The sequence below is a fragment of the Providencia sp. PROV048 genome, from assembly GCF_033688165.1.
Classification (GTDB): domain Bacteria; phylum Pseudomonadota; class Gammaproteobacteria; order Enterobacterales; family Enterobacteriaceae; genus Providencia; species Providencia hangzhouensis.
Map to the genome: position 1 here is coordinate 431,152 of NZ_CP096360.1, position 22,416 is coordinate 453,567.

Consider the following 22,416-nt stretch of genomic DNA (forward strand, 5'->3'; position numbering starts at 1 on the left):
TGTTACCGGTAACATTGTTCAATGAAAGCGGAGGAGTTGCAATATAGAAAATGAACATTCGAAGCTATCTGTGATCTGAATCAAATTTATATTATGGTGTGGACAGGGTAGGAAATAGACAAATAAGCATGCTATAGTGGCTTAGTTGATGATTTTATCATCAAAATTCAATTAGATGATTGTCGAAGGTTAGGTTGTATTCATGAGAAGAGCGGCAGGATGTTAAGGCTAGTTATAGCTGCATTTATATTGTTATTGGCAAATTTTGTTAGGGCTGAGGTTATCTTAGCTTCGGGGTCATATAAAATTTTAACTGAAGTTTTTAATGAACAAACGGCAATGCAGTTACAGAATGCGTCACAAGCAGAAAAAATTGATGTATTGACCCGATATTTTTTAACTACACCTTACAATAAACAAACTTTGAATATGAGTCCGCTATCACCTGAAGAATTGGTGATTAATTTGAAAGAGATGGACTGTATGACATTCATAGAGTACATCGAGGCTTTTAAGCGTTCTAACAATTACGAGCAGTTTGTTTCAAATTTAATCAATATTCGTTATATCAACCAAAATATTACATTTAAACATCGGCGGCATTTTTTCTCTGATTGGGTGCAAGAACCTGAGGCAATTGTGGTAGATATTACTAGCGAAATAAGCCCACACTTTATTCGTGTAAATAAACAACTTAATTTGAAAAATTATAACCAGCGATATATATCAGGTTTGCCTGTTAAAAGTAGACTAATAAACTATATTCCAGTTAAATATGTGGATGATGATTTAGCATTAAGATTAAAGTCAGGGGATTACATTGGTGTTTATTCAAAGGATGATGGATTAGATGTAAGTCATGTGGGGGTTGTAATACGTAAAGATAATAAAACAATATTTAGAAATGCTTCTTCACTACGTAGAAATCTTCAGGTTATTGATATCGAACTGAACGATTACTTAAAAGGGAAGGCCGGGATTGTTGTTTTTAGGCCGAAATCAGATTATTAGCCTGACTATAGAGAATATTATAATAATAAGATAAATTATTAATCTGTTTTTTGATATAAAAAAGGGAAAACACAATTTTTGCGTATGTAAAAATTTAACATATAGAGTGAAAATTATTTAATAATAAAAAATAGATAATTATTTTGATTAGTTACTAATTATTTCTAGTAACATTTAAAATGTAAAAGTATATTAAATTATCGATTTGATCAAAAAAAACATATAGAAATGTAATTTAATTATAAAGATAAAAAAACTTTTATAAAGCAATGGATTACTTTACATATATTATTTTCCTCATTTTTTTTGTATATAAAAATGATGTTTGTCTATCAATCTTGTTATCTTTGATTGCTCATAACTATTTTAAATAGTTATGATTAATTTTATAATGAATAATACTAGCTAAATTATTTTTCTTATTTACATTTAGGAGATGGTTATGCATATAGCTAAAAAGAAAAATATTTATGCATTACTAGGTAATCATTTACGTAAGGCTAGAGTGAGTAAAGGGTTATCAGGAAATGAGCTGGGTTCGATTATTCATTTGAGCCAACAGCAAGTATCACGATATGAGTTAGGTATTAATAAGTTGAGTTTAGATAAACTAATTGAAATTGTAATTTTTTTAGATATTGATATTAATGAGATTACTAAAATCATTGCTAAGCAGGTTGAGTATGAAAAAATGAGTTAGCGATAACCTAAGCAAGATAATTTTTATTTTCTTTTTATAACATTTTATGAATAATTTATTCCCTTTTAAAATGCCTAGTATAAAAAATAGGTTATAACTTATACGTTATAGAGAATTAGACGATTAATTTTGCATAGTACTCGAAAAAAATATGTCTATGGTAACTACTTAAAATTAAATTCTAGAAATAAGAATAATCAATTCAATATGTCTCTATTTTAAGGAGGGGAGCTTATTAGTGATCATAATTATAATTTTTTCTGGCGCTTCTCTCTCTACTTTTTCCAATGTTCCCTACCATTTAATAGAAGGGGATGTTTTTCGTTAATAAGAAAACCTTTTTTGTTTCTAATATGAGCTAAAAAGGTTTTAACATGATGTATTTAAACATTTATTTCATTTTCTATTATCTGTTTTTCTAAAAAAAATAAGCATTGTGATGTTGTTGGTGCATGAAAATTGATAGTATTGCAGATGACACAATGCTTAAATAAAGCTTAATGAATAATATAGTAAGGCTATGGTTTGATGTTCAAATATATAGGGATATTGTTTGCTTTTTTACTATTAGGCTGTTCGGCCTCGAACAAAGGTTACTATCTCGATAACCGTTACCCATCAAAAAATAGTAGTCAGCGCATTCAATATGTCATTATTCACTACACCGTTTCCGATGATGCGCGTTCCATAGCCACACTAACGCAAGGCAAAGTGAGCTCCCATTTTCTCATACCGAGTGTACCTGAAACTAAAAATGGCCAGCCTGTTGTATTACAACTCGTTCCCGAATCATTAAAAGCATGGCATGCAGGTGAAAGTTATTGGCTACAGCATAATGGTTTGAATGATATTTCTATTGGAATTGAAATCGTTAATGCAGGGGGACAAAAGGATGCTAAAGGAAAGCAACTGTGGGCTCCTTACAATGAAGCGCAAATTGTGGCATTGATACCTCTCATCCAAGATATTATGCAGCGCTATAGTATTCCCCCAGAAAATATTATTGGTCACAGTGATATCGCACCACTTCGCAAGCAGGACCCAGGCAAGGCATTTCCATGGCAACGTCTTGCTCAACATGGTATAGGGGCTTGGCCTGACCCAAAAACAGTCACTAAATTTCTGGCGGGGCGTAATGCCAATGAGCCCGCAAGCGTGTTACGCATTCAAAAAGCGCTTAATTTTTATGGATATTCAACAATCCCGCTATCAGGTAAGTTAGATCCACAGACGAAAAAAACATTGCGTGCTTTCCAATTGCATTTCCGACCGCGAGATATTGAAGGACAAGCGGACGCTGAAACAGAGGCTATCGCGTTGTCACTCATTGAAAAGTATCGTGATATGCAAAAATTTAAGTTATTTGAAAAGACTCTGAAGTTGCCTACTATTTCAACAAATCAGCAAGGTGATTAGAGGGCAGTAAAAAGCTTTGTAAGGTTAAGTGAAATACAGGTTGCTTTGTATTTCACTTTCACTGTTTAGCTAGCGGTTTGCGCCATATTCATGGCTTATTTCTTTTGCGGCTTTGATAACCATAGCGCCTAATTCAGTAATACGGTCGTCAGTGATACGTGATAATGGGCCTGAAATAGAAATGGCTGCGAAAGCTTCTTTGTGTTCATCATAAATACAAGCCCCAATACAGCGTAACCCTAATGCATGCTCTTCGTCATCATAAGAAAAACCTTGCTTTTTAGCCTGTTGTAAATTCTCTTTTAAAGCTGATGGGTTAGTTAATGTATAAGGCGTATAAGCATGTAAACCTTTACGGCTTAAAAGTGGAACCAGTTTGTCTTCTGGTAAGTTAGCAATGAATGCTTTGCCTGCCCCCGAGGCGTGTAATGGCAGTTTTCCACCGATTGGTGCTGACATTCTCATTAGCGCATTGCATTGTACTTGGTCAACAATGACGGCATCGTACTCTGTATGGTCTAGGATAGCTAAGTTGACAGTTTCCCCCGATTCATCCATTAAGCGGCGTAGTATTGGGTGGACGAGGGCTAACAAATTACGACTCTCTAAAAAGCTGCTACCAATGATAAAAGCATGAGAAGCAATAACCCATAGGCCTAAATCACCAGTTTGGCGAACAAAACCATGTTGTTCTAAAGTCATTAAAAGGCGATGTGTTGTTGAGTTGGGTAAGCCAGCTTGCATCGCAAGGTCAGTGAGGGCAATTCCCCCTGTCGATTCGGAAATATATTCCAATAGTGTTAATCCACGACTTAATGATTGAACTTGTCCTGCTGCAGCTGCGCCACTCGCCGGCCCTTTTGCTTTTTTAAGTTTCTTAGTAATTGGTGCCGTTGCCATTAAGTCTCTCCTGACTGTCATTTAGCTTCTATTATGAACTATTTCACTTGAAAATACTCATCGGATCAGTGAAAAGTGTGCTCTTGTGCAACCTTGAAAAACTCTCATCATAACAGCGAATTTTCACGAGAGAAGTTGTGATAGGATGTTAAAGGTAAAAATTTGACTTATTTCTCAGTGTTCCATTTTAGGAGGGCAGTGCAGTGTCCGCAAAAGTTACTCAATTAGAACAAGAATTAAAAAAACGTATATTGGTATTAGATGGTGCAATGGGAACAATGATCCAACAACATAAGTTGTCGGAAGCCCAGTTTCGCGGAGAACGATTTGCGGATTGGCCGAGTGATTTAAAGGGAAATAATGATCTATTAGTCTTAACTCAGCCAGATATTATTCGAGATATTCATTCTCAATACTTTGAAGCGGGCGCGGATATTGTTGAAACCAATACTTTTAACTCAACATCCATTGCGATGGCTGATTATAAAATGGAATCACTTTCCGCTGAAATTAACGAGGTTGCTGCACGCCTTGCCCGTGAATGTGCTGATGAGTGGACACGTAAAACCCCTGACCAGCCGCGTTATGTTGCCGGAGTTTTAGGCCCGACAAACCGCACTGCTTCTATTTCTCCTGATGTTAATGATCCTGCTTATCGCAATATCACCTTTGATCAACTCGTTGAAGCCTACCGTGAATCTACCCGATCTTTAGTAAAAGGTGGGGTAGATCTGATCATGATCGAAACCATTTTTGACACATTGAATGCGAAAGCCGCGATCTTTGCGGTAGAAACCGAACTGGAAGCTTTGGGTGTTTCTCTACCTATTATGATCTCGGGTACGATCACGGATGCTTCAGGCCGGACATTATCAGGGCAAACAACAGAAGCATTTTATAACTCATTGCGCCATGCGCAGCCGATATCATTTGGCTTGAACTGTGCATTAGGCCCGGATGAGTTGCGCCAGTATATTGCTGAATTATCAAGGATTGCGGAATGTTATGTCAGTGCGCACCCTAATGCAGGGCTGCCGAATGCGTTTGGTGAATATGATCTTGATGCGCAAAATATGGCTGAACAAATTCATGAATGGGCAACCGCAGGGTTCTTAAATATTGTTGGTGGGTGTTGTGGAACGACGCCATTACATATCAAAAAAATGGCAGAAGCCGTAAAAGGCATCACACCACGTCAATTACCGTCACTACCTGTTGAATGCCGTTTATCGGGTTTAGAACCGTTAAATATTGGCGAAAAATCGTTATTTGTTAACGTTGGGGAAAGAACCAATGTGACGGGATCAGCAAAATTTAAGCGGCTGATTAAAGAAGAAAATTACCAAGAAGCCTTAGATGTGGCACGTCAGCAAGTTGAAAATGGTGCGCAAATCATCGACATCAATATGGATGAAGGGATGTTGGACTCCCATGCGGCGATGGTGCGTTTCTTGAATCTGATTGCTGGTGAGCCAGATATTGCTCGCGTGCCAATTATGATTGACTCCTCAAAATGGGAGGTGATCGAGGCGGGGCTTAAGTGCATACAAGGTAAAGGGATCGTCAATTCAATCTCAATGAAAGAGGGGGTTGAGGCATTTATTGAGCATGCTAAATTATTGCGCAAATATGGTGCTGCGGTGGTCGTCATGGCATTTGATGAAGTTGGCCAAGCAGATACACGTGAGCGGAAAATTGAAATTTGTCGCCGTGCTTATCAGATCCTTACCGAAGAGGTGGGCTTCCCTCCTGAAGACATTATTTTTGACCCAAATATTTTTGCCGTAGCCACAGGAATCGAAGAGCATAATAACTATGCCGTTGATTTTATTGAAGTCTGTAAGGACATTAAGGCTCAGTTACCTTATGCGATGATTTCTGGCGGGGTTTCCAACGTCTCCTTTTCATTTAGAGGGAACGACCCTGTACGTGAAGCAATTCATGCTGTTTTCCTGTATTACGCCATTCGTAATGGAATGGATATGGGGATCGTTAATGCGGGGCAGCTCGCTATCTATGATGACCTGCCTACTGAATTAAAAGACGCTGTTGAAGATGTGATTTTAAACCGCCGTGATGACAGTACAGAACGTTTGCTTGAACTGGCGGAAAAATACCGTGGAGCAGGGGCAGGAGAGCAGCAAGTTCAACAAGCGGAATGGCGTAGTTGGGAAGTTGAAAAGCGTCTTGAATACGCATTAGTGAAAGGCATTACCGAATTTATCATTGAAGATACTGAAGAAACACGCCAACGTGCTTCCAGCCCAATCGAAGTGATTGAAGGCCCCTTGATGAATGGTATGAATGTGGTTGGAGACCTATTTGGGGAAGGAAAAATGTTCTTACCTCAAGTGGTGAAATCTGCTCGGGTGATGAAACAAGCCGTAGCCTATTTAGAACCTTATATTCAAGAGCTTAAGCAGTCAGGTAGTAGTGCAGGAAAAATCTTACTCGCGACGGTAAAGGGCGATGTTCATGATATAGGCAAAAATATCGTTGGGGTTGTTCTGCAGTGTAATAACTATGAAATCATTGATTTAGGCGTGATGGTTCCGTGTGAAACTATTCTAAAAACAGCACGTGAAGAGAACGTTGATATTATTGGGTTATCCGGTTTGATCACGCCATCTCTTGATGAAATGGTGCACGTAGCTAAAGAGATGGAAAGACAAGGGTTTACCTTGCCATTACTGATTGGTGGGGCGACAACATCAAAAGCACACACTGCCGTGAAAATTGAGCCTAATTATAGTGGGCCAACGACTTACGTGCAAAATGCCTCTCGAACTGTGGGGGTTGTCGCAGCGCTATTGTCAGCAACACAAAAAGCAGATTTTGTTGCGCGCACTCGCCGTGAATATGAAACGGTTCGTCAGCAACATGGCCGTAGAAGGCCAAAAACACCGCCTGTGGCACTGGATGTGGCACGCGCTAATGCGGTTAATATTGATTGGCAACATTACCAACCACCTGCGCCAAAATTTCTTGGTATTCAAGAAGTCACCGCATCTATTTCAACGCTGAGAAACTATATTGATTGGACGCCATTTTTTATGACGTGGTCGCTGGCAGGTAAATACCCGCGGATCTTAGAGGATGAAGTGGTCGGTTCTGAAGCGCGTAAGCTATTGAAAGATGCTAATAATATGTTAGATAAGCTTGATAAAGAAAGCTTATTAACGCCAAAAGGTATTTTTGGCTTATTCCCTGCAAACCGGGTTGGCGATGATATTGAAATTTATACCGATGAGTCGCGAAACCATGTGCAAGTCATGGGGCTGAATTTACGCCAACAAACTTTAAAAACTGAGTTTCCAAACTATTGTTTATCTGACTTTGTCGCGCCAAAGGACAGTGGTAAAGCCGATTATATTGGGGCTTTCGCAGTGACAGGGGGCTTAGAAGAAGACGCGCTTGCTGATGCATATGAACAACAGCATGATGATTATAATAAAATTATGGTTAAAGCGCTGGCGGATAGGCTAGCGGAGGCATTTGCTGAATATCTACACCAACAAGTCCGCATGCAATATTGGGGTTATGCAGACGATGAAAACTTGAGTAATGAAGAACTTATTCGCGAAAATTACCAAGGGATCCGCCCTGCACCGGGGTATCCGGCTTGCCCTGAGCATACAGAAAAGGCAAAAATTTGGCAGTTACTGGACGTGGAAACGCAAATTGGTATGCAACTCACCAGTTCCTATGCGATGTGGCCAGGGGCCTCGGTATCAGGCTGGTATTTTAGCCATCCTGAAAGTAAATATTTTGCGGTAGCCCAGCTACAAAAAGACCAAATTGAGGATTATGCAAAGCGTAAAGGGATGTCGGTGACGGAGTTGGAGCGTTGGCTAGCGCCAAACTTAGCTTATGACCCTGAAGATTAAAACAAGATCAATACATTGATTTTTCATGCATTCGGCACCATCTTATAGGTAATACATTAGAGGGGGCCAATGATGAGCTATGAATTTATTATTGAAGAAGAACTGCCACGCTCGGCAGTTTTTCCTTATCAGATCCAAAACAGTGCGGCGCCTGAAACGTTCATGATGAGCGAAGACGCGGTGAGCGCTATGATGAGTGTTTTACAGATCATGGATAAGCTTGATACCGATGATTCACTGGATGAGCACTGTTTTAATCAGATTTGGTTAAGAAGCGAGCTAACACCTGCAAGAGCAGAAGAAATTTACCTATTTTTAGAAGAAAATTTAGCAGTAGAACCCGTGCCTTCAGAGGACGAAATCGCGGCTTTTCATCAAGCCCAAATCGATGAAAATAAGCTGTTATCTCAAGAAAGCCCGAAAGACGGTATGGTACCCGTGCATAAATTTTCGACCAATGACGGTTGGTTGGTGACCACGAAAGAGTGTGAATGGATTGCGGAAGTGTTTTCACCAGAACTGGTGAGTGAAAACCACTTTGTCGTTTCTCAGATCTCTGAACTGTGTAAGATTAGCCACCGCACATTGGAAGCTCTGTTAATTGAGTGGGGTAAATTTAATTTATTTGCCAGTAAACACGGTGGTTACCGCGTTAACTAAGTACTGCGACTTATTTCGGAGACAAAAGTTTCAGCAAGAAGCTGGCGTCTCCCCCGTTTTCTTAATAATTCCTTTGTTATTCTACTTTTTCAGCCAACATCCCTTATGAATTTTTTATTGGAGTGATATGTTAATGACATAACGCCAATAAATAGGTCATGGTGATGAAATTACGTTCTTTTCTGTTAGTTCTCTATGTTAGCGGTATTTCCCTTGCGCAAGCTGGCAATATCGTTGAAGCACCTTCTACGAAAGATAAACCGAATACGCTACAGGCGCAGCCTAAAAGCATGCCTATTCCTGATGAATTCAAAGCAAAATTGAAGCTAGCGAATGCCGGAGATGAAGAGGCAATGGTGGATGTTGGGCTTGCTTATATGGATGGGACTGAATTTTTAGACGTCAATGAGCAAGAGGCTTATCGTTGGTTTAAAAAGGTGGCTGACCGAGATAATACAGATGGAGATTATTACCTTGGGATGTTATTGCAAAATCAGGAAAAATACCGACAAGCGGAACAATGGTATCGCAGAGGTGCTGAAAAAGGCGATGCTTATTGCCAATATGCGATGGGTTACTTATATGAACATGGCATTGGGGTTGAGCAAAATTTAAAGCAAGCGAAAGCATGGTATGCAGAGGCCGCGGAGCAAGAACATGCTAACGCACAGTTTGCGATGGGGTTGTTTTATCATGATGGGTTAGGTGGTGATATTGATTACCAGAAGGCTCGAGAGTGGTATGAAAGAAGTGCGGGAAATAATATTGCAGCCGCAGTGAATAACTTAGCAGTGATGTATGAAAATGGTGAGGGTGTAGAGCCGGACGCCGAAATGGCGATTTATTTATATCGTCAAGCTGCCAATATGGGCTCTGCGACAGCACAAGTGAATATGGGTGATTTTTATCAAGAAGGTCATAGCGCAATAGAAAAGAATAGCTACCAAGCGATGTACTGGTATAAACGCGCTGCGCAACAGAACAATATTGCGGCCCAACTGGCGATTGCGAAAGCCTATGAACAAGGTAATGGCGTTGGTAAAGATCTCGCTGAAGCTTTTCTATGGTATGAACGAGCAGCACAAAATAAATCCCAAGAAGCTGGAATGAAGGTAGCTGAATTCTATGAAAAAGGGTTAGGGGGGATTAAAAAAGACCCCAAAAAGGCTATTGAGTGGTATATATCACTTGCCAACAGTGATGGTAAAGCGGCTCAAATTAAGTTAGCGGAACTATATGTGTCTGGTGAGCTGAAAAATGTTGATGTGAATGACATTTTGAGTTGGTTGCTGATTGCGCAAGAAAATAACATCGAAGCTCAAAACCAGTTAGCTATCTTTTATTTAACGGGAACGGGTGTGGCGAAAAACACACACAGAGCACGGCAATTGCTGGAAAAAGCGGCATTTAATAAAAATAGCGATGCCCAAAACAACCTTGCGGTGATGTATGCACGAGGCGAGGGCGGTGAGAAAAATATTTTTCGTTCAGTAATGTGGTTTGAACGAGCGGTAGAACTCGGTAATGAAACCGCAAAAAGGAACTTGGCGCTTTTAAAACAGAATAAAGGCGTGACGGGAAAAATGTTGCAATACACTGGTAGTGTTGCGCAACCCAGCAAAAATGCTAGAGAGGATTAATTGTATAATATAGAAGGCGATCGAAATGATCGCCTTCTAGTATTTTGATCAAACTTCCACACTATTCGAATAAGTTACTGTGCAAAGTACGAACGATCTCTTCAGCATCATTTCCAGGTACCAATAAACAAATATTGTGGCTACTTGCTCCATAGCTGATCATACGAATATTGAATGACTCAAGTGCCCCAAAAATTTGTCTTCCGAGGCCATTCACTTGCGACAGCTCATTACCAATGATTGCGACGAGCGCTAAATCTTCTTCCACTTCAACACGGCATAATGCGGATAGCTCGGTCATTAGCGCATTGGTGAGTAAACTGCCGTTAGTTCCCGTTGAACCTGTTGTGTCTAAGGTTAGGGCGACACTGACCTCTGAAGTCGTAATTAGATCCACTGAAATATTGTGGCGCAGTAAAATGGTGAAAATTTCCGCTAAGAAACCGCGTGCGTGCAGCATTTTTAGACTGTGCAAGGTGAGTAGCGTTTGTTTACGGCGCAGTGCTAATGCCCTAAATTGTGGTGGATTCGTGGTTTTATCACACACAATGGTGCCGCCGGCTTCGGGGGCTTTACTTGAACCGACAAAAACTGGGATCCCCGCACGTACTGCAGGAAGGAGTGTCGCAGGATGCAAAATTTTTGCGCCAAAGGTCGCCATTTCTGCCGCTTCATCGAAAGCAATTTCATCAATGCGTTGGGCACTCGGTACGACGCGAGGGTCAGTGGTGTAAATTCCAGGAACGTCAGTCCAAATATCTACACGTGATAAATTAAGGACTTCAGCTAACAAAGCGGCGGTGTAGTCACTTCCACCGCGCCCAAGAGTGGTCGTGCGGCCTTTTTCATCACGACCAATAAACCCTTGAGTAATGACAACCGACTCAGTAAGGCGTGGCATGAGTTGTTGTTCTGACAATGCTTTTAGCTGAGCAAGTTCTGGTTCAGCGCGGCCAAAGCTGTCATTCGTTCTCATCACTTTGCGTACGTCAAACCATTGGGAGTTAGCATTACGTTGGCGTAGTACTTCAACAAATAGTAAGGTTGACATTAATTCGCCGTGGCTCACCATTTCATCCGTTAATGCATCAGAAGTGGCTAAAGCAGCCGAATCAGCTAAATGAGCAATATTATCGAGTAATCGATTGATTTCCTCACGAATAACATCAGCAGTTTGTAAGTTATCAATAATTGCGTATTGAATATCCTTCACTTTTTTCAGCAGTTCATTACGTTTATCAGCATCGCAACCTTCGGCCAGTTCGATTAATAAATTGGTAATGCCAGCAGAGGCGGAAAGTACCACAACTCGCACATTTGGGTTGGAGAGAACAATATTGGCGCTGTTGTTCATCGCTTCAAAGTTAGCGACGCTAGTGCCGCCAAATTTGGCGATAACATACTGATGATTGTCTGTTGAAGACGCTGCGATATTCATGGTGTCAATCCCTTTGGTTAAACCTAATCTTTATATAGATTTATCGGGTAAATAGGATTGCGTCAATCAAGAATCGAAGTAAATCAGTAATTCTAATGATAGGTAATTTATTATCGGTTTTCTCAATATCTCTTGTCATACTAGTCAGATAAATCAGTTACTCTGAATATGGTATTTCCGTGAAAACGTTAATTAAGTCTGGAAAAGTCGCTCAGAATTGGGGAATATCAATATAACGCAGAAAACCGATAAGTCTCGTTTTCGTGACGGGGTACAATCTATTTCTATTTAAAATTATTTGGAGAGTGTTATCCATGAGAAGTATTAATCCAAGCCAGACGGCTGCATGGCGGGCGCTAGAGCAACATTTTGCGCAAATGAAAAATGTCCATATGCGCGATTTGTTTGCACAGGATAAAGACCGCTTCACTCATTTTTCAGCAACGTTCGATGGTCAAATCTTAGTGGATTTCTCCAAAAATAGAATTACGCAAGAAACATTGGAACATTTATTGGCCTTAGCAAAAGAAACAGAGCTAGAAAGTGCCATTAATAGTATGTTCAAGGGTGAAAAAATCAACCGCACGGAAGACCGTGCTGTGCTGCATACGGCTTTACGTAATCGCGACAACACACCAATTTACGTAGATGGCAAAGATGTGATGCCTGACGTTAATGCTGTGCTGGAAAAAATGCAGCAATTTAGCCAACGCATTATTAGTGGTGAATGGAAAGGCTTTACGGGTAAGGCGATTACCGATGTTGTGAATATCGGGATTGGCGGTTCAGACCTTGGTCCATTTATGGTGACAGAAGCACTGCGTCCATACAAAAACCACCTAAACATGCATTTTGTATCGAATGTGGATGGTACGCAAATTGCGGAAACACTGAAAAAGCTGAACCCAGAAACAACACTGTTTTTAATTGCGTCCAAAACCTTTACAACGCAAGAAACCATGACGAATGCGCATTCTGCTCGTGATTGGTTCTTGGCGGCGGCAAAAGATGAAAGTCAAGTGGCTAAGCATTTTGTGGCACTTTCAACGAATGGCGAAGAAGTCGCGAAGTTTGGTATTGATACCAACAATATGTTTGAATTTTGGGATTGGGTTGGTGGCCGTTATTCATTATGGTCAGCGATTGGTTTATCCATTATTTTATCGGTCGGCTTTGATAGTTTCGTTCAATTATTGAACGGTGCCCATGCGATGGATAAACATTTCACCCAAACTCCGCTAGAAAAGAACATCCCCGTATTGTTAGGTTTGATTGGCATTTGGTACAACAATTTTTTTGAAGCGGAAACTGAAGCGATTCTGCCATACGACCAATACATGCATCGTTTTGCCGCTTACTTCCAACAAGGTAATATGGAATCGAACGGTAAATATATTGGTCGTGATGGAAAACCTGTTACTTATCAAACGGGCCCGATTATTTGGGGTGAGCCGGGAACCAATGGCCAACATGCGTTTTATCAGTTGATCCACCAAGGAACTAAGATGATCCCATGTGATTTTATCGCACCTGCGGTAACCCATAACCCGTTAGGGGATCATCACGAAAAATTATTATCTAATTTCTTTGCGCAAACCGAAGCACTGGCGTTTGGTAAAACTCGTGAAGTGGTTGATGCCGAGTTTGCTGCGCAAGGTAAAAATGTCGCGGATATGGAATATGTTGCGCCTTATAAGGTGTTTGAAGGCAACCGCCCAACTAACTCTATCTTATTGAAATCAATCACGCCATATTCGTTAGGTGCATTGATTGCGATGTATGAGCACAAAATATTCACTCAAGGGGCGATTTTAAATATCTTTACTTTCGACCAATGGGGCGTGGAGTTAGGTAAACAACTCGCAAGCCGTATCCTGCCTGAATTAGAAAATAATGATACCGTGAGTAGCCATGATAGCTCGACCAATGGTTTGATTAACAGCTACAAAGCTTGGCGATAAATTAATAACGTATTATTTAAATAGTTAAATGTAAGGTAGGAAGTTCCTACCTTACATTGTTTAACTGACATACTGTCCATCAGGCTGTTTTTTAATCAAACAAATTCATTTTGTTACGATATTAATGAATTTTATTATTATCGATAACTTGCTAGTAATTAAAAAATTTTTCACTATATTTTTACATTTTGTGTTGAAAATGTGACTTTTTATATAAATTGTTAGCTAACTTTAACCTTGTCGTAAAACAACGTGATATCCTATTGCGTAAGAAATACAGTAAATCATAACCATGTTATTCATGGTGGAATTTTAAGTAATGGATGAAACGCTTTTTACTTCTCAGCCGATTCACTGGCTGGCGGAGAACGATAAAAACGATAAAATAGTGCCTGCCAATATACTAGATTGGCTACTAGAGCTTGGCTCCATGACAAAACGTTTTGAGCAGCATAGCCAGCAAGTTACCGTGATACCTTATTTAGAGCGCTATGTATCGCAAGATAAGCTGAGCGCGGATGAAGTGCAGTCTCTACCTGAAAGCCCGCGTTATTGGGTCAGAGAAGTTGTCATGTATGGAGATGGTATCCCTTGGTTACTGGGCCGAACAATAATCCCTGAAGAAACACTGACTGATGATGACCAACAACTGGTGGATATTGGGAGAATGCCATTAGGGCGTTATTTATTTAGCCGCGAGAGTTTAACTCGAGATTATATCCATATTGGTTCTTGCGCAAATCGGTGGGTACGTAGTTCTCGGTTAAGACTATCGAATAAACCGTTGCTGTTAACAGAAATATTTTTACCTGAATCACCTGCATATCGCTAACTATCCTAAGTACTTTGAGTTTTCAGGTCTCTGCAATGACACTATGCCAACAAATATAAATCAGTAAGTTGCCGAGTTTGGTGGTATTAAAATATACCTAATTTGAAGTATGATGGAATTCGAAAAGGAGCACGATAAAGTGGAGGGAAGTATGACGCTAAGTAAATGGCATGCATACAGCCGTTTAATGCGTATTGATAGACCCATTGGCTCATTGTTGCTATTGTGGCCGACGTATTGGGCATTATGGATTGCGGCTCAAGGTACGCCAAGTTTACATCTTTTGATTGTATTTACTGCTGGCGTATTCTTTATGCGTGCTGCTGGTTGTGTCATTAATGATTTTGCTGACCGCCATTTTGATGGCCACGTAGAGCGGACTAAACACCGCCCACTCCCGAGTGGGGACGTAACAGAAAAAGAAGCAAAAATATTGTTTGCAAGCCTTGTTGGCCTCTCTTTTCTGCTAGTTTTGACACTCAATTCCATGACCATTTGGTTGTCGGTTGCAGGTTTGGCTTTGGCATGGGTTTATCCCTTTGTTAAGAGAGTCAGTAACTTACCCCAAGTGGTATTAGGTGCGGCTTTTGGTTGGTCAATTCCAATGTCTTTCTCTGCTGTTGGTGAAACTTTGCCAGTTGTTTGTTGGTTACTGTTTTTAGTTAATATTATTTGGTCGGTGATCTACGATACTCAGTATGCAATGGTAGACCGCGATGATGATTTAAAAATTGGTGTGAAATCAACCGCTATTCTATTCGGGCAATATGACAAACTGATTATTGGTTTGCTGCAATTACTGATGGTTGGCTTATTATTGGTGATTGGCTCACTGGCGGGTTTAGGAACCCTTTATTATATTTCATTAGTGTTAGTTGCGGGTTTATTTATCTATCAGCAGCAATTGATGGTTAACCGTGAACGTGCGCCTTGCTTTAAAGCTTTTATGAACAATAACTTTGTTGGCTTAATATTGTTTATTGGTATTTTTATCAGTTATTTTTAAATTACAGTTATTGAGCCAAAGTGAAAAAGGTCATGTTATTTCTAACATGACCTTTTTTGTTTTATTGGCTTGAGAAAAGGCGATTAGCTTTTCACTTGTTCCGGAGATTGCGTGCTTTCAGTTAGTTTTTTTTCAGAAAACTCATCATCTTGACTAACACTTTCAATGGTTAAGCGAATCTCAGGTGACATCAAGCGAGCCAGAACGGCATACAGTTTCTGTGCATTGGTTACAAAGATATCATTTTCATTATTATCAATGTAGCCTTCCTCTCTTAGGGTATCGACCAATGTGGAGAATACCGCTTTATCAAAGAATTCAGGAGCGTTAATACCGTGTAGAACAGAAAGGCGTTGCGCAAGGATACGACTTTGTTTTTCCAGTGTATTACGGCTAATTTCCGGGCTCGCATTGAGTAATGACAATGTGATTGCATAACGTTGTAAAGTTTCACGAACGCCTGCGGCTAAGAGCTGTAATGGACGAATACGGCGAGGATTTAGCACCACCACATCATCTTCCTTTAAGCAAATTAGCTTTTGGTTATTCAGTTCATCAATTAGTGTATCTACCGTCTCATGTAGCTCATCACTGTTATAACGCATAAACAGTTCTGCTTTTAAGAATGGGTAAATTTGGCCTACTTGATAGTGAATGTCTTGGCGGCTAATGCGTTCATGGTGCAACACAATGCTAGTTATTAGCGATGGTAATACTAATAAATGATGGATATTGTTACGGTAATAGGTCATCAAGACGGCATTTTCGCGAGGAAGAATGATAATATCCCCCATGCTGTCTTTTTCGACTTCAAATTTATCCATTTGCAAAGCATGTTCTAACAATTGCTCGGCCGTTTTATTTGGCGTTGTAGCATCTGCGGTGTATGGCACATTGCGCAATAATTGCAGGTAACAGTCGACTTGTTCAACTAGTTGCTCTCGAGTCAGTGAGCGTTGACGAGAAGCCAGTAACGCAGTCGCACACAGGTTAATCGCATTGGCTGCGGCTGCATTATTAATATTGACCATAATGTTATCAGCTAACGAACTGACCGTTGGGTTTAGCCAAGTTGGTCTTTGTGCTTCGATAGGGTCGATAGAGTCGCGCCAATCAGGTACACGCTGGTTGAGATAGTGTGGAAGCGAAATTGGCTGGCCAAAGTTAACATAGCCTTGGCCTAGGTTGCGCAATTTACGTAAGCCGCGAACCATAGAGAAAAAGCCTTCTTTCTCTTTTTCTGCACCGCGCAGTTCTTTGGCGTAAGTACCCACTTCCATCACATGCTCATACCCGATGTAGATAGGAACAATGGTGATAGGGCGTGAGTCACCGCGCAACATCGCTTGTAACGTCATGGAGAGAGTACCCGTCTTAGGCTGTAACAAACGACCGGTACGTGAGCGTCCACCTTCCACAAAGTACTCGATGGAGTAACCTCGGACAAATAGCTCACTTAAATATTCACGGAAAACGGTCGAATACAGTTTATTGCCTTTGAACGTTCGGCGAATAAAAAAGGCCCCTAAACGACGGAAAATAGGCCCAGCAGGCCAGAAATTGAGGTTGATCCCCGCGGCAATATGGGGTGGAACTAGCCCTTGATGGTATAGCACATATGAGAGCAGTAAGTAGTCCATATGGCTACGGTGGGATGGCACATAAACGATTTCATGGCCGTCTTGTGCTAGCTGGCGGACTCGTTCAGCGTGCTGAACATTAATGCCTTGATAAAGGCGATTCCAAGTCCAACTAAGAACCCTATCCGTTAAACGTACTGCTTCATAAGAGAAATTGGCTGCGATTTCTTCCATCATCCCAACGGCATTTTGCTGAGCTTTTTTGAGTGGAATTTTTTTACTGCGCGCTTCGTCTTCAACGGCTTTTTCAATTGCTTTTGACGTCAATAACTTATTAAACAGCTCATAACGTGCAGGGAGTTTTGGCCCAACTGCTGCGAGACGTTGGCGCGAATAGTGAATACGCGCGACACGGGCGAGTTTGTTGGCAATAATGGAGTCTGTGCCGTGGTCTTGTGCCATTTTACCAATTGAGACAATGGGTGATAAACGCACGAAGCTGTCACGCCCTAACCATAAAACGGCGAAGAATTTTTGAATCCCATTTAACAGTTTCAATGGTGGTGCTGGAGTATGGCCTTCACGACCCGGTGAGCGGCCAAACATCACGGATGCAGGTAGCATTTGAATATCTAGATTTGGATTGTTTTTATGCAAATCTAAATAAGCATGGAAAGTTTTTACTGAATCCTTACGTGGATTCGGTGAATAATAGCGAAAAATACGTGGGCCATCATCGATAAAAACGTACGCCGGAAGCTTCGTTCCATTGATATCATTGTCGACCAGAGGGTCTGGCAGACCAATAGCTAAGCATTGATGCCGTAGCGTGAGGAGGTCAGACTTCGAATGATAAGGTAATACGTATAGGGTTGGCCTGTTGACATCAAGCTGCAACTCAGTGATGGGATCCGAAGGAATTAGTTTACTTTTTACCAATAATTTAAGTGGTAAATTCAACGTGTTGTAATATATTTTACGCCATAGTGACATAAATGATTATAGCCTCTTGTTAACAATGCTGCGCAATCATACCAGAAATACATGGTTAGATCTGTTACTGACAATTCACTTTGACCGTAAAAATCGATTATTGTTTGTATTTTTTAAGGAATAAATATGGCGAGTCAAGTTAAGGGCTTCACGCGAGTGATTAAAGCTGCGGGGTATTCCCTTAAAGGTTTGAAGGCAGCTTGGGTTAATGAAGCCGCATTTAGGCAAGAATCTGTTGCTGCAATTATCGCGATTTTTATCGCATTTTATTTAGATATCAGCTATATAGATAGGATTTTGTTAGTGAGTTCTGTTGTTCTGGTGGCAATAGTCGAATTACTGAATAGCGCGATAGAAGCCGTAGTTGACCGTATCGGAAGTGAATATCATGAACTTTCAGGGAGAGCTAAAGATATTGGTTCTGCCGCGGTATTTGTGAGTATCGGTTTAGCGTTGTTTATTTGGGTACTCGTATTATGGCAGCGCTATTTCCCTGGTTAAGGTGTTTGGTTACTTAATCAGGTAAAAAGAAAATAAATCGATAACAAATGCTTAAATTGAGCGATTTAACTGTTCCAAATCTTCATTTACCTGTATATACTCACAGTTTGACTGTATAAACAAACAGGGGAACGGAATGAAAGCACTGACGGCTCGACAACAGCAGGTTTACGATCTAGTGCGTGACCACATTTCGCAGACGGGTATGCCTCCTACACGCGCTGAGATAGCAGCAAGCCTTGGTTTTCGTTCGCCTAATGCGGCAGAAGAACATTTAAAGGCCTTAGCGCGTAAAGGGGTTATTGAAATCGTCTCAGGTGCATCTCGAGGTATTCGTCTGCTTCTTGAAGAAGAAACCGAAGATCAGGGGTTACCTCTGATTGGACGTGTAGCCGCTGGCGAACCATTATTAGCACAGGAACATATTGAGAGCCACTATCAAGTTGACCCTGAGCTGTTTAAACCACATGCAGATTTCTTATTGCGTGTGAATGGGATGTCCATGAAAGATATTGGTATTATGGATGGCGATTTATTAGCTGTGCATAAAACACAAAATGTACATAACGGGCAAGTAGTGGTTGCACGTATCGAAGATGAAGTCACTGTTAAACGTTTTAAGCAACAGGGTAACCGTGTTGAGTTAATAGCAGAAAACCCAGAATTCGAACCTATTGTTGTTGACTTGCGTCAGCAAAATTTCACTATTGAAGGTTTAGCGGTTGGGGTTATTCGTAACAGTGATTGGTATTAATTTTCGTTAGCAACCAGCTGTAATGGTAGGTTACAGACGGTGAAGACGATTGCAGGCAGATTTCATGGTTTTATTCTGAAGTCTGCCTGTTTTGTTTCCTTTCTTATATTTTTCTCTTCTCTATTTTCTCTTTGCATTTCATCAAACGATCTAGCAGTCCGGCTATTTATTTTTTCTTAGGGGTTACAGGTTGTTCGTGGTTATGATGACAATGTTCATGATCTTGGCAGCTATTCACTTCGTCGCAATTTTTACATAAACCATGGTTTTCCACTACGGTATGCCTTAAGCGGAATTGGTGTTCATCTGCCAAATTAATAATTGCGGCTTCTATCGTTGTGCAATCACTTTCCGTTACACTTCCGCACTGGTCGCAAATTAACATAACAGAGATATGGCTTGGGTTATCAAAATGGTGACAAACAACATAGCTGTTGGTTGATTCGATTTTATGGATAAAACCTTGTTCCATTAAAAACTCAAGGCCACGATAAACGGTAGGTGGCTTAGCCTGAGGTTCAATTTCACGTAGTAAGTCGAGTAAATCATAAGCACTGATCGCACCATGCTGTTGTGCTATTAGGCTCAATACCGTTTCTCTCTGTGGTGTCAACCTGACGCCTCTTGATTGGCAAATATGTTCTGCCATCGCAAGAACTTTTTTTTCACTCATCTTTTCCATTTTACTGACCCCACCCGTTGAAAAATGCAAATGTTTACTGCACACAAGTTTATCACAGTTTCTTGAACTATAGAGAATCAAGAGATGAATGCGGTGCTATCAAAAAATTTTAGCTTTGCTGAGTTTTTTTTGACTAATAAATAAAATATAAAAAATGATATTTAATTTTATTTAAAAATAAACAGATAAAATGAAACATATATTAAACAAATTTATTATAAACTCATAACTCATGATGAATAATTAATTGAAAGATTTAGTTTTAATTTGATGTAATTTCAATTAAGACTTATCTTGCCTTTAATTTACAACCTTCTTTTCTCACCCTCTAAAGCTTACTTTATGGGGTTTATGTTTATTATTTTTGCAGGAGCACAGATTAATCTTATTTTATTTATATATTATTAGGCAATGATTAAAGTCATTGCCTAATATATTTAGATTAGTATTTATATTCAATACCTAACCAATAATTACGACCCTCTTCGATATACCCATTAGTATATTCATATGATTTATCGAATAAGTTATTAACTGATGTATTAACAGATATTCCTTGTCCAAAGTCATAATCTAAACGTAGGTCAGTTTTGGCATATCCACGCACTTTGCTATCTGCATCGACATAATTAAAGGCCCAGCTTCTTGCTTCTTCGGTTACAGTGATGCTGAATGGCTCATAAGGGGTAAATTTCACCCAAGCGAAGGCTTTGTGGGTAGGTAATTCAGCAACATGTTTAACGCTGTAGTGTTTTGGATCAGCATGAATGTAGCCGTAACTTAAACCCGCTTCCAACCAATCGGTAATTTGCCCGTTAGTCCCTAAATCAATGCCAAAGTAGTCAACTTTGCCGCTGTTACGATTTTCGAGTATATAACCTCCATCCTGATTAGTACCGACACGATGCGCCATAATGGCATCAGTTACATGGTTATAATAGAGACTTGAAGTATATGACCAAGTGGGTGAGATATGTCCCTTGTAAGTCAAATCATAGGTAAGAGCACGCTCAGTATCGATATGTGGGTTAATGACGAATGTGTCGTCACTTTTCATTTTTTCTTTGGTATAACGCTCTTTTTGCGTTGGGAAACGGCTTCTTTCTGATATAGAAAATTGAACGGTGTCTTTATTTTCTAAATGATAGCGAGCCATGACTTCCCAGTTGAACGCATTTTGGCTATTGCCATCGTATTTTTCAAAATCACCAGATTTGTAATCATAGCGCTTACCGTCAGCACTTTTGCGCCAGTCATAGCCAATACCACCAATAATATCTAAGTTATCCATGGCAACCCATTGATATTCGGTAGCAATAGAATAGGTATTATCTTTATAGCGGTCGAATGGGACATCTCTTTTGGCGCGTGCACGGTGGACATCTTCTTTCCAGTGTGCAGCAAATGACAGCATATCTAATTCACGCACGGTGAAGTCAACACGCATGTCAGCACCGTTACTGTAATCATCGTAACGGCTGTAGTTATAAAGGCCTTTTTCGTAATCTTTGACAGATTTATACTGATGAAGCGTATTTTTGAACGTATCGTGGTATAGGCGACTCTGTAAAGCGATATCGTCGGTGACTTGGGTTGTACCGTTGAAATAAATGCTTTCTTTATCATAAGCAGGCCACTGCCAAATTTGTTGTTTTTTATTCGCTACGCTAGGTGGACTATTTTTATCACCCTCTTGTTTTAAATAAGTCACGACGTATTCATCTGCTTCTCGTGGTGTCCAGCCTACTTTCACCATCATACGTTTGTCATCAGTTGCTGAATTCGGGCGACGGCCATTATTACCCGCTAATGGGTTATTATTTTCTGAGCCCGGTATTCCCATAAAGCGCTGCTTATATTGACTGCCACTGACTTGAATAAAGCCGAGATCGTTACGCCCCCCTAAACGTGCGCTGATATTGTGGGCGTTATCTGCACCGCGAGCAAAACCTTGGTTTAAGCTAATATTGGCTTCAAAGGGTTTTTGAGGCGTGGCGGTGGTTAAGTTGATAGCCCCGCCCATCAGGTTCGGGCCTTGTAATAGAGAGGTATAGCCGGTGGATAGCTCTACGCTGGCTAGCTCGCTAGTCATAAAGCGGCCAAGGTCTAGCGTACCGTCATAAGGCACGTAAGTTGGAATACCATCAAAGAAAATAGGTACTTGGCGGCTATCAAAACCACGTACATTGACTTGAGTTTCATTGCGGTTTCCTGATTTTTGAATAGAAACTCCTGGCATGGTACTCAGCGCCTGTGCGACGTTTGTTTTATTCAACTGCTTCATTTGGTTTTCTGTGATGATGTTAGCATCAGCGGCAAGCGGGGTGCTCCAAACGGACATCACATCGGTATTTTTTTCAGTGTTAGGTGAGGCTGCGTAGCCCTGTGTCGTGAATAAAGCCATCCCAACCCAATAGGTAATTTGTTTTATTTTCATTATGTCTTTCCTGTTTTG

The 22,416-nt window shown here is 40.5% G+C and carries 16 protein-coding genes; 11 read left to right on the forward strand and 5 right to left on the reverse strand.

The window, feature by feature from the left end; all coding sequences use genetic code 11:
- Nucleotides 1-219 precede the first annotated feature (219 nt).
- From M1F26_RS01895 to M1F26_RS01905, 3 genes are all read left to right on the forward strand, one after another.
- Nucleotides 220-1,011: an N-acetylmuramoyl-L-alanine amidase-like domain-containing protein gene (locus M1F26_RS01895; protein ID WP_140172887.1), complete on the forward strand. Its 792-nt coding sequence runs from the start codon at nucleotides 220-222 to the stop codon at nucleotides 1,009-1,011.
- Nucleotides 1,012-1,453: 442 nt separating this feature from the next.
- Entirely contained in the window at nucleotides 1,454-1,711 is a 258-nt protein-coding gene (locus M1F26_RS01900) for a helix-turn-helix domain-containing protein (protein WP_036958356.1), read from the forward strand.
- A gap of 528 nt (nucleotides 1,712-2,239) precedes the next feature.
- Nucleotides 2,240-3,127, forward strand: a complete 888-nt coding sequence (locus M1F26_RS01905) for an N-acetylmuramoyl-L-alanine amidase (RefSeq protein ID WP_140172889.1) — start codon at nucleotides 2,240-2,242, stop codon at nucleotides 3,125-3,127.
- A 69-nt stretch (nucleotides 3,128-3,196) separates the two neighbouring features.
- Here M1F26_RS01905 and iclR read toward each other — a convergent pair whose 3' ends face one another.
- A complete protein-coding gene (iclR, locus tag M1F26_RS01910; RefSeq protein ID WP_036958355.1) occupies nucleotides 3,197-4,027 on the reverse strand; it encodes a glyoxylate bypass operon transcriptional repressor IclR in 831 nt (276 codons plus the stop codon).
- 203 nt (nucleotides 4,028-4,230) lie between these two features.
- On the opposite strand from iclR, the gene metH reads away from it, so the two are divergent.
- From metH to M1F26_RS01925, 3 genes are all read left to right on the forward strand, one after another.
- On the forward strand, nucleotides 4,231-7,914 hold the full coding sequence (metH, locus tag M1F26_RS01915) for a methionine synthase (RefSeq protein WP_140172891.1): 3,684 nt from the start codon (nucleotides 4,231-4,233) through the stop codon (nucleotides 7,912-7,914).
- 69 nt (nucleotides 7,915-7,983) lie between these two features.
- Nucleotides 7,984-8,574, forward strand: a complete 591-nt coding sequence (locus tag M1F26_RS01920; RefSeq protein WP_004261328.1) for a hypothetical protein — start codon at nucleotides 7,984-7,986, stop codon at nucleotides 8,572-8,574.
- 164 nt (nucleotides 8,575-8,738) lie between these two features.
- Entirely contained in the window at nucleotides 8,739-10,214 is a 1,476-nt protein-coding gene (locus M1F26_RS01925; protein WP_140172893.1) for an SEL1-like repeat protein, read from the forward strand.
- Nucleotides 10,215-10,275: 61 nt separating this feature from the next.
- On the opposite strand, the gene lysC is transcribed toward M1F26_RS01925, so the two are convergent.
- On the reverse strand, nucleotides 10,276-11,652 hold the full coding sequence (lysC, locus tag M1F26_RS01930) for a lysine-sensitive aspartokinase 3 (RefSeq protein WP_004261326.1): 1,377 nt from the start codon (nucleotides 11,650-11,652) through the stop codon (nucleotides 10,276-10,278).
- Nucleotides 11,653-11,966: 314 nt separating this feature from the next.
- Between lysC and pgi the strand changes: the two genes are divergently transcribed.
- The 3 genes from pgi (at nucleotide 11,967) to ubiA (ending at nucleotide 15,451) form a co-directional block, all read left to right on the forward strand.
- On the forward strand, nucleotides 11,967-13,613 hold the full coding sequence (pgi, locus tag M1F26_RS01935; protein WP_140172894.1) for a glucose-6-phosphate isomerase: 1,647 nt from the start codon (nucleotides 11,967-11,969) through the stop codon (nucleotides 13,611-13,613).
- A 319-nt stretch (nucleotides 13,614-13,932) separates the two neighbouring features.
- A complete protein-coding gene (gene ubiC / locus M1F26_RS01940) occupies nucleotides 13,933-14,445 on the forward strand; it encodes a chorismate lyase (protein WP_094962860.1) in 513 nt (170 codons plus the stop codon).
- A gap of 151 nt (nucleotides 14,446-14,596) precedes the next feature.
- A complete protein-coding gene (gene ubiA, locus M1F26_RS01945; protein WP_036958350.1) occupies nucleotides 14,597-15,451 on the forward strand; it encodes a 4-hydroxybenzoate octaprenyltransferase in 855 nt (284 codons plus the stop codon).
- Between the two features lie 83 nt (nucleotides 15,452-15,534).
- Here ubiA and plsB read toward each other — a convergent pair whose 3' ends face one another.
- On the reverse strand, nucleotides 15,535-18,024 hold the full coding sequence (gene plsB, locus M1F26_RS01950) for a glycerol-3-phosphate 1-O-acyltransferase PlsB (protein ID WP_318837641.1): 2,490 nt from the start codon (nucleotides 18,022-18,024) through the stop codon (nucleotides 15,535-15,537).
- Between the two features lie 126 nt (nucleotides 18,025-18,150).
- Here plsB and M1F26_RS01955 point away from each other — a divergent pair, with 126 nt between their 5' ends.
- Both M1F26_RS01955 and lexA read left to right on the forward strand, forming a co-directional pair.
- On the forward strand, nucleotides 18,151-18,525 hold the full coding sequence (locus M1F26_RS01955; RefSeq protein WP_004915220.1) for a diacylglycerol kinase: 375 nt from the start codon (nucleotides 18,151-18,153) through the stop codon (nucleotides 18,523-18,525).
- Between the two features lie 136 nt (nucleotides 18,526-18,661).
- Nucleotides 18,662-19,279, forward strand: a complete 618-nt coding sequence (lexA, locus tag M1F26_RS01960; protein WP_004915217.1) for a transcriptional repressor LexA — start codon at nucleotides 18,662-18,664, stop codon at nucleotides 19,277-19,279.
- A 166-nt stretch (nucleotides 19,280-19,445) separates the two neighbouring features.
- Here the strand turns inward: lexA and zur are convergent, their stop codons facing one another.
- Together zur and M1F26_RS01970 are read right to left on the reverse strand one after the other, a co-directional pair.
- Complete coding sequence (zur, locus tag M1F26_RS01965) at nucleotides 19,446-19,961, reverse strand: zinc uptake transcriptional repressor Zur (protein ID WP_004915213.1); 516 nt, start codon at nucleotides 19,959-19,961, stop codon at nucleotides 19,446-19,448.
- Nucleotides 19,962-20,403: 442 nt separating this feature from the next.
- Nucleotides 20,404-22,398 carry a TonB-dependent receptor plug domain-containing protein gene (locus M1F26_RS01970; RefSeq protein WP_140172896.1) on the reverse strand — a complete coding sequence of 665 codons (1,995 nt, stop codon included), beginning with the start codon at nucleotides 22,396-22,398 and terminating at the stop codon, nucleotides 20,404-20,406.
- Between the last annotated feature and the right edge of the window lie 18 nt (nucleotides 22,399-22,416).

What these genes read in the sequence shown, in the direction of transcription:
- M1F26_RS01895 (WP_140172887.1), top strand. Translation starts at nt 220, where the DNA reads ATGTTAAGGCTAGTTATAGCTGCATTTATATTGTTATTGGCAAATTTT.
- M1F26_RS01900 (WP_036958356.1), top strand. Translation starts at nt 1,454, where the DNA reads ATGCATATAGCTAAAAAGAAAAATATTTATGCATTACTAGGTAATCAT.
- M1F26_RS01905 (WP_140172889.1), top strand. Translation starts at nt 2,240, where the DNA reads ATGTTCAAATATATAGGGATATTGTTTGCTTTTTTACTATTAGGCTGT.
- iclR (WP_036958355.1), bottom strand. Translation starts at nt 4,027, where the DNA reads ATGGCAACGGCACCAATTACTAAGAAACTTAAAAAAGCAAAAGGGCCG.
- M1F26_RS01920 (WP_004261328.1), top strand. Translation starts at nt 7,984, where the DNA reads ATGATGAGCTATGAATTTATTATTGAAGAAGAACTGCCACGCTCGGCA.
- M1F26_RS01925 (WP_140172893.1), top strand. Translation starts at nt 8,739, where the DNA reads ATGAAATTACGTTCTTTTCTGTTAGTTCTCTATGTTAGCGGTATTTCC.
- lysC (WP_004261326.1), bottom strand. Translation starts at nt 11,652, where the DNA reads ATGAATATCGCAGCGTCTTCAACAGACAATCATCAGTATGTTATCGCC.
- pgi (WP_140172894.1), top strand. Translation starts at nt 11,967, where the DNA reads ATGAGAAGTATTAATCCAAGCCAGACGGCTGCATGGCGGGCGCTAGAG.
- ubiC (WP_094962860.1), top strand. Translation starts at nt 13,933, where the DNA reads ATGGATGAAACGCTTTTTACTTCTCAGCCGATTCACTGGCTGGCGGAG.
- ubiA (WP_036958350.1), top strand. Translation starts at nt 14,597, where the DNA reads ATGACGCTAAGTAAATGGCATGCATACAGCCGTTTAATGCGTATTGAT.
- plsB (WP_318837641.1), bottom strand. Translation starts at nt 18,024, where the DNA reads ATGTCACTATGGCGTAAAATATATTACAACACGTTGAATTTACCACTT.
- M1F26_RS01955 (WP_004915220.1), top strand. Translation starts at nt 18,151, where the DNA reads ATGGCGAGTCAAGTTAAGGGCTTCACGCGAGTGATTAAAGCTGCGGGG.
- lexA (WP_004915217.1), top strand. Translation starts at nt 18,662, where the DNA reads ATGAAAGCACTGACGGCTCGACAACAGCAGGTTTACGATCTAGTGCGT.
- zur (WP_004915213.1), bottom strand. Translation starts at nt 19,961, where the DNA reads ATGGAAAAGATGAGTGAAAAAAAAGTTCTTGCGATGGCAGAACATATT.
- M1F26_RS01970 (WP_140172896.1), bottom strand. Translation starts at nt 22,398, where the DNA reads ATGAAAATAAAACAAATTACCTATTGGGTTGGGATGGCTTTATTCACG.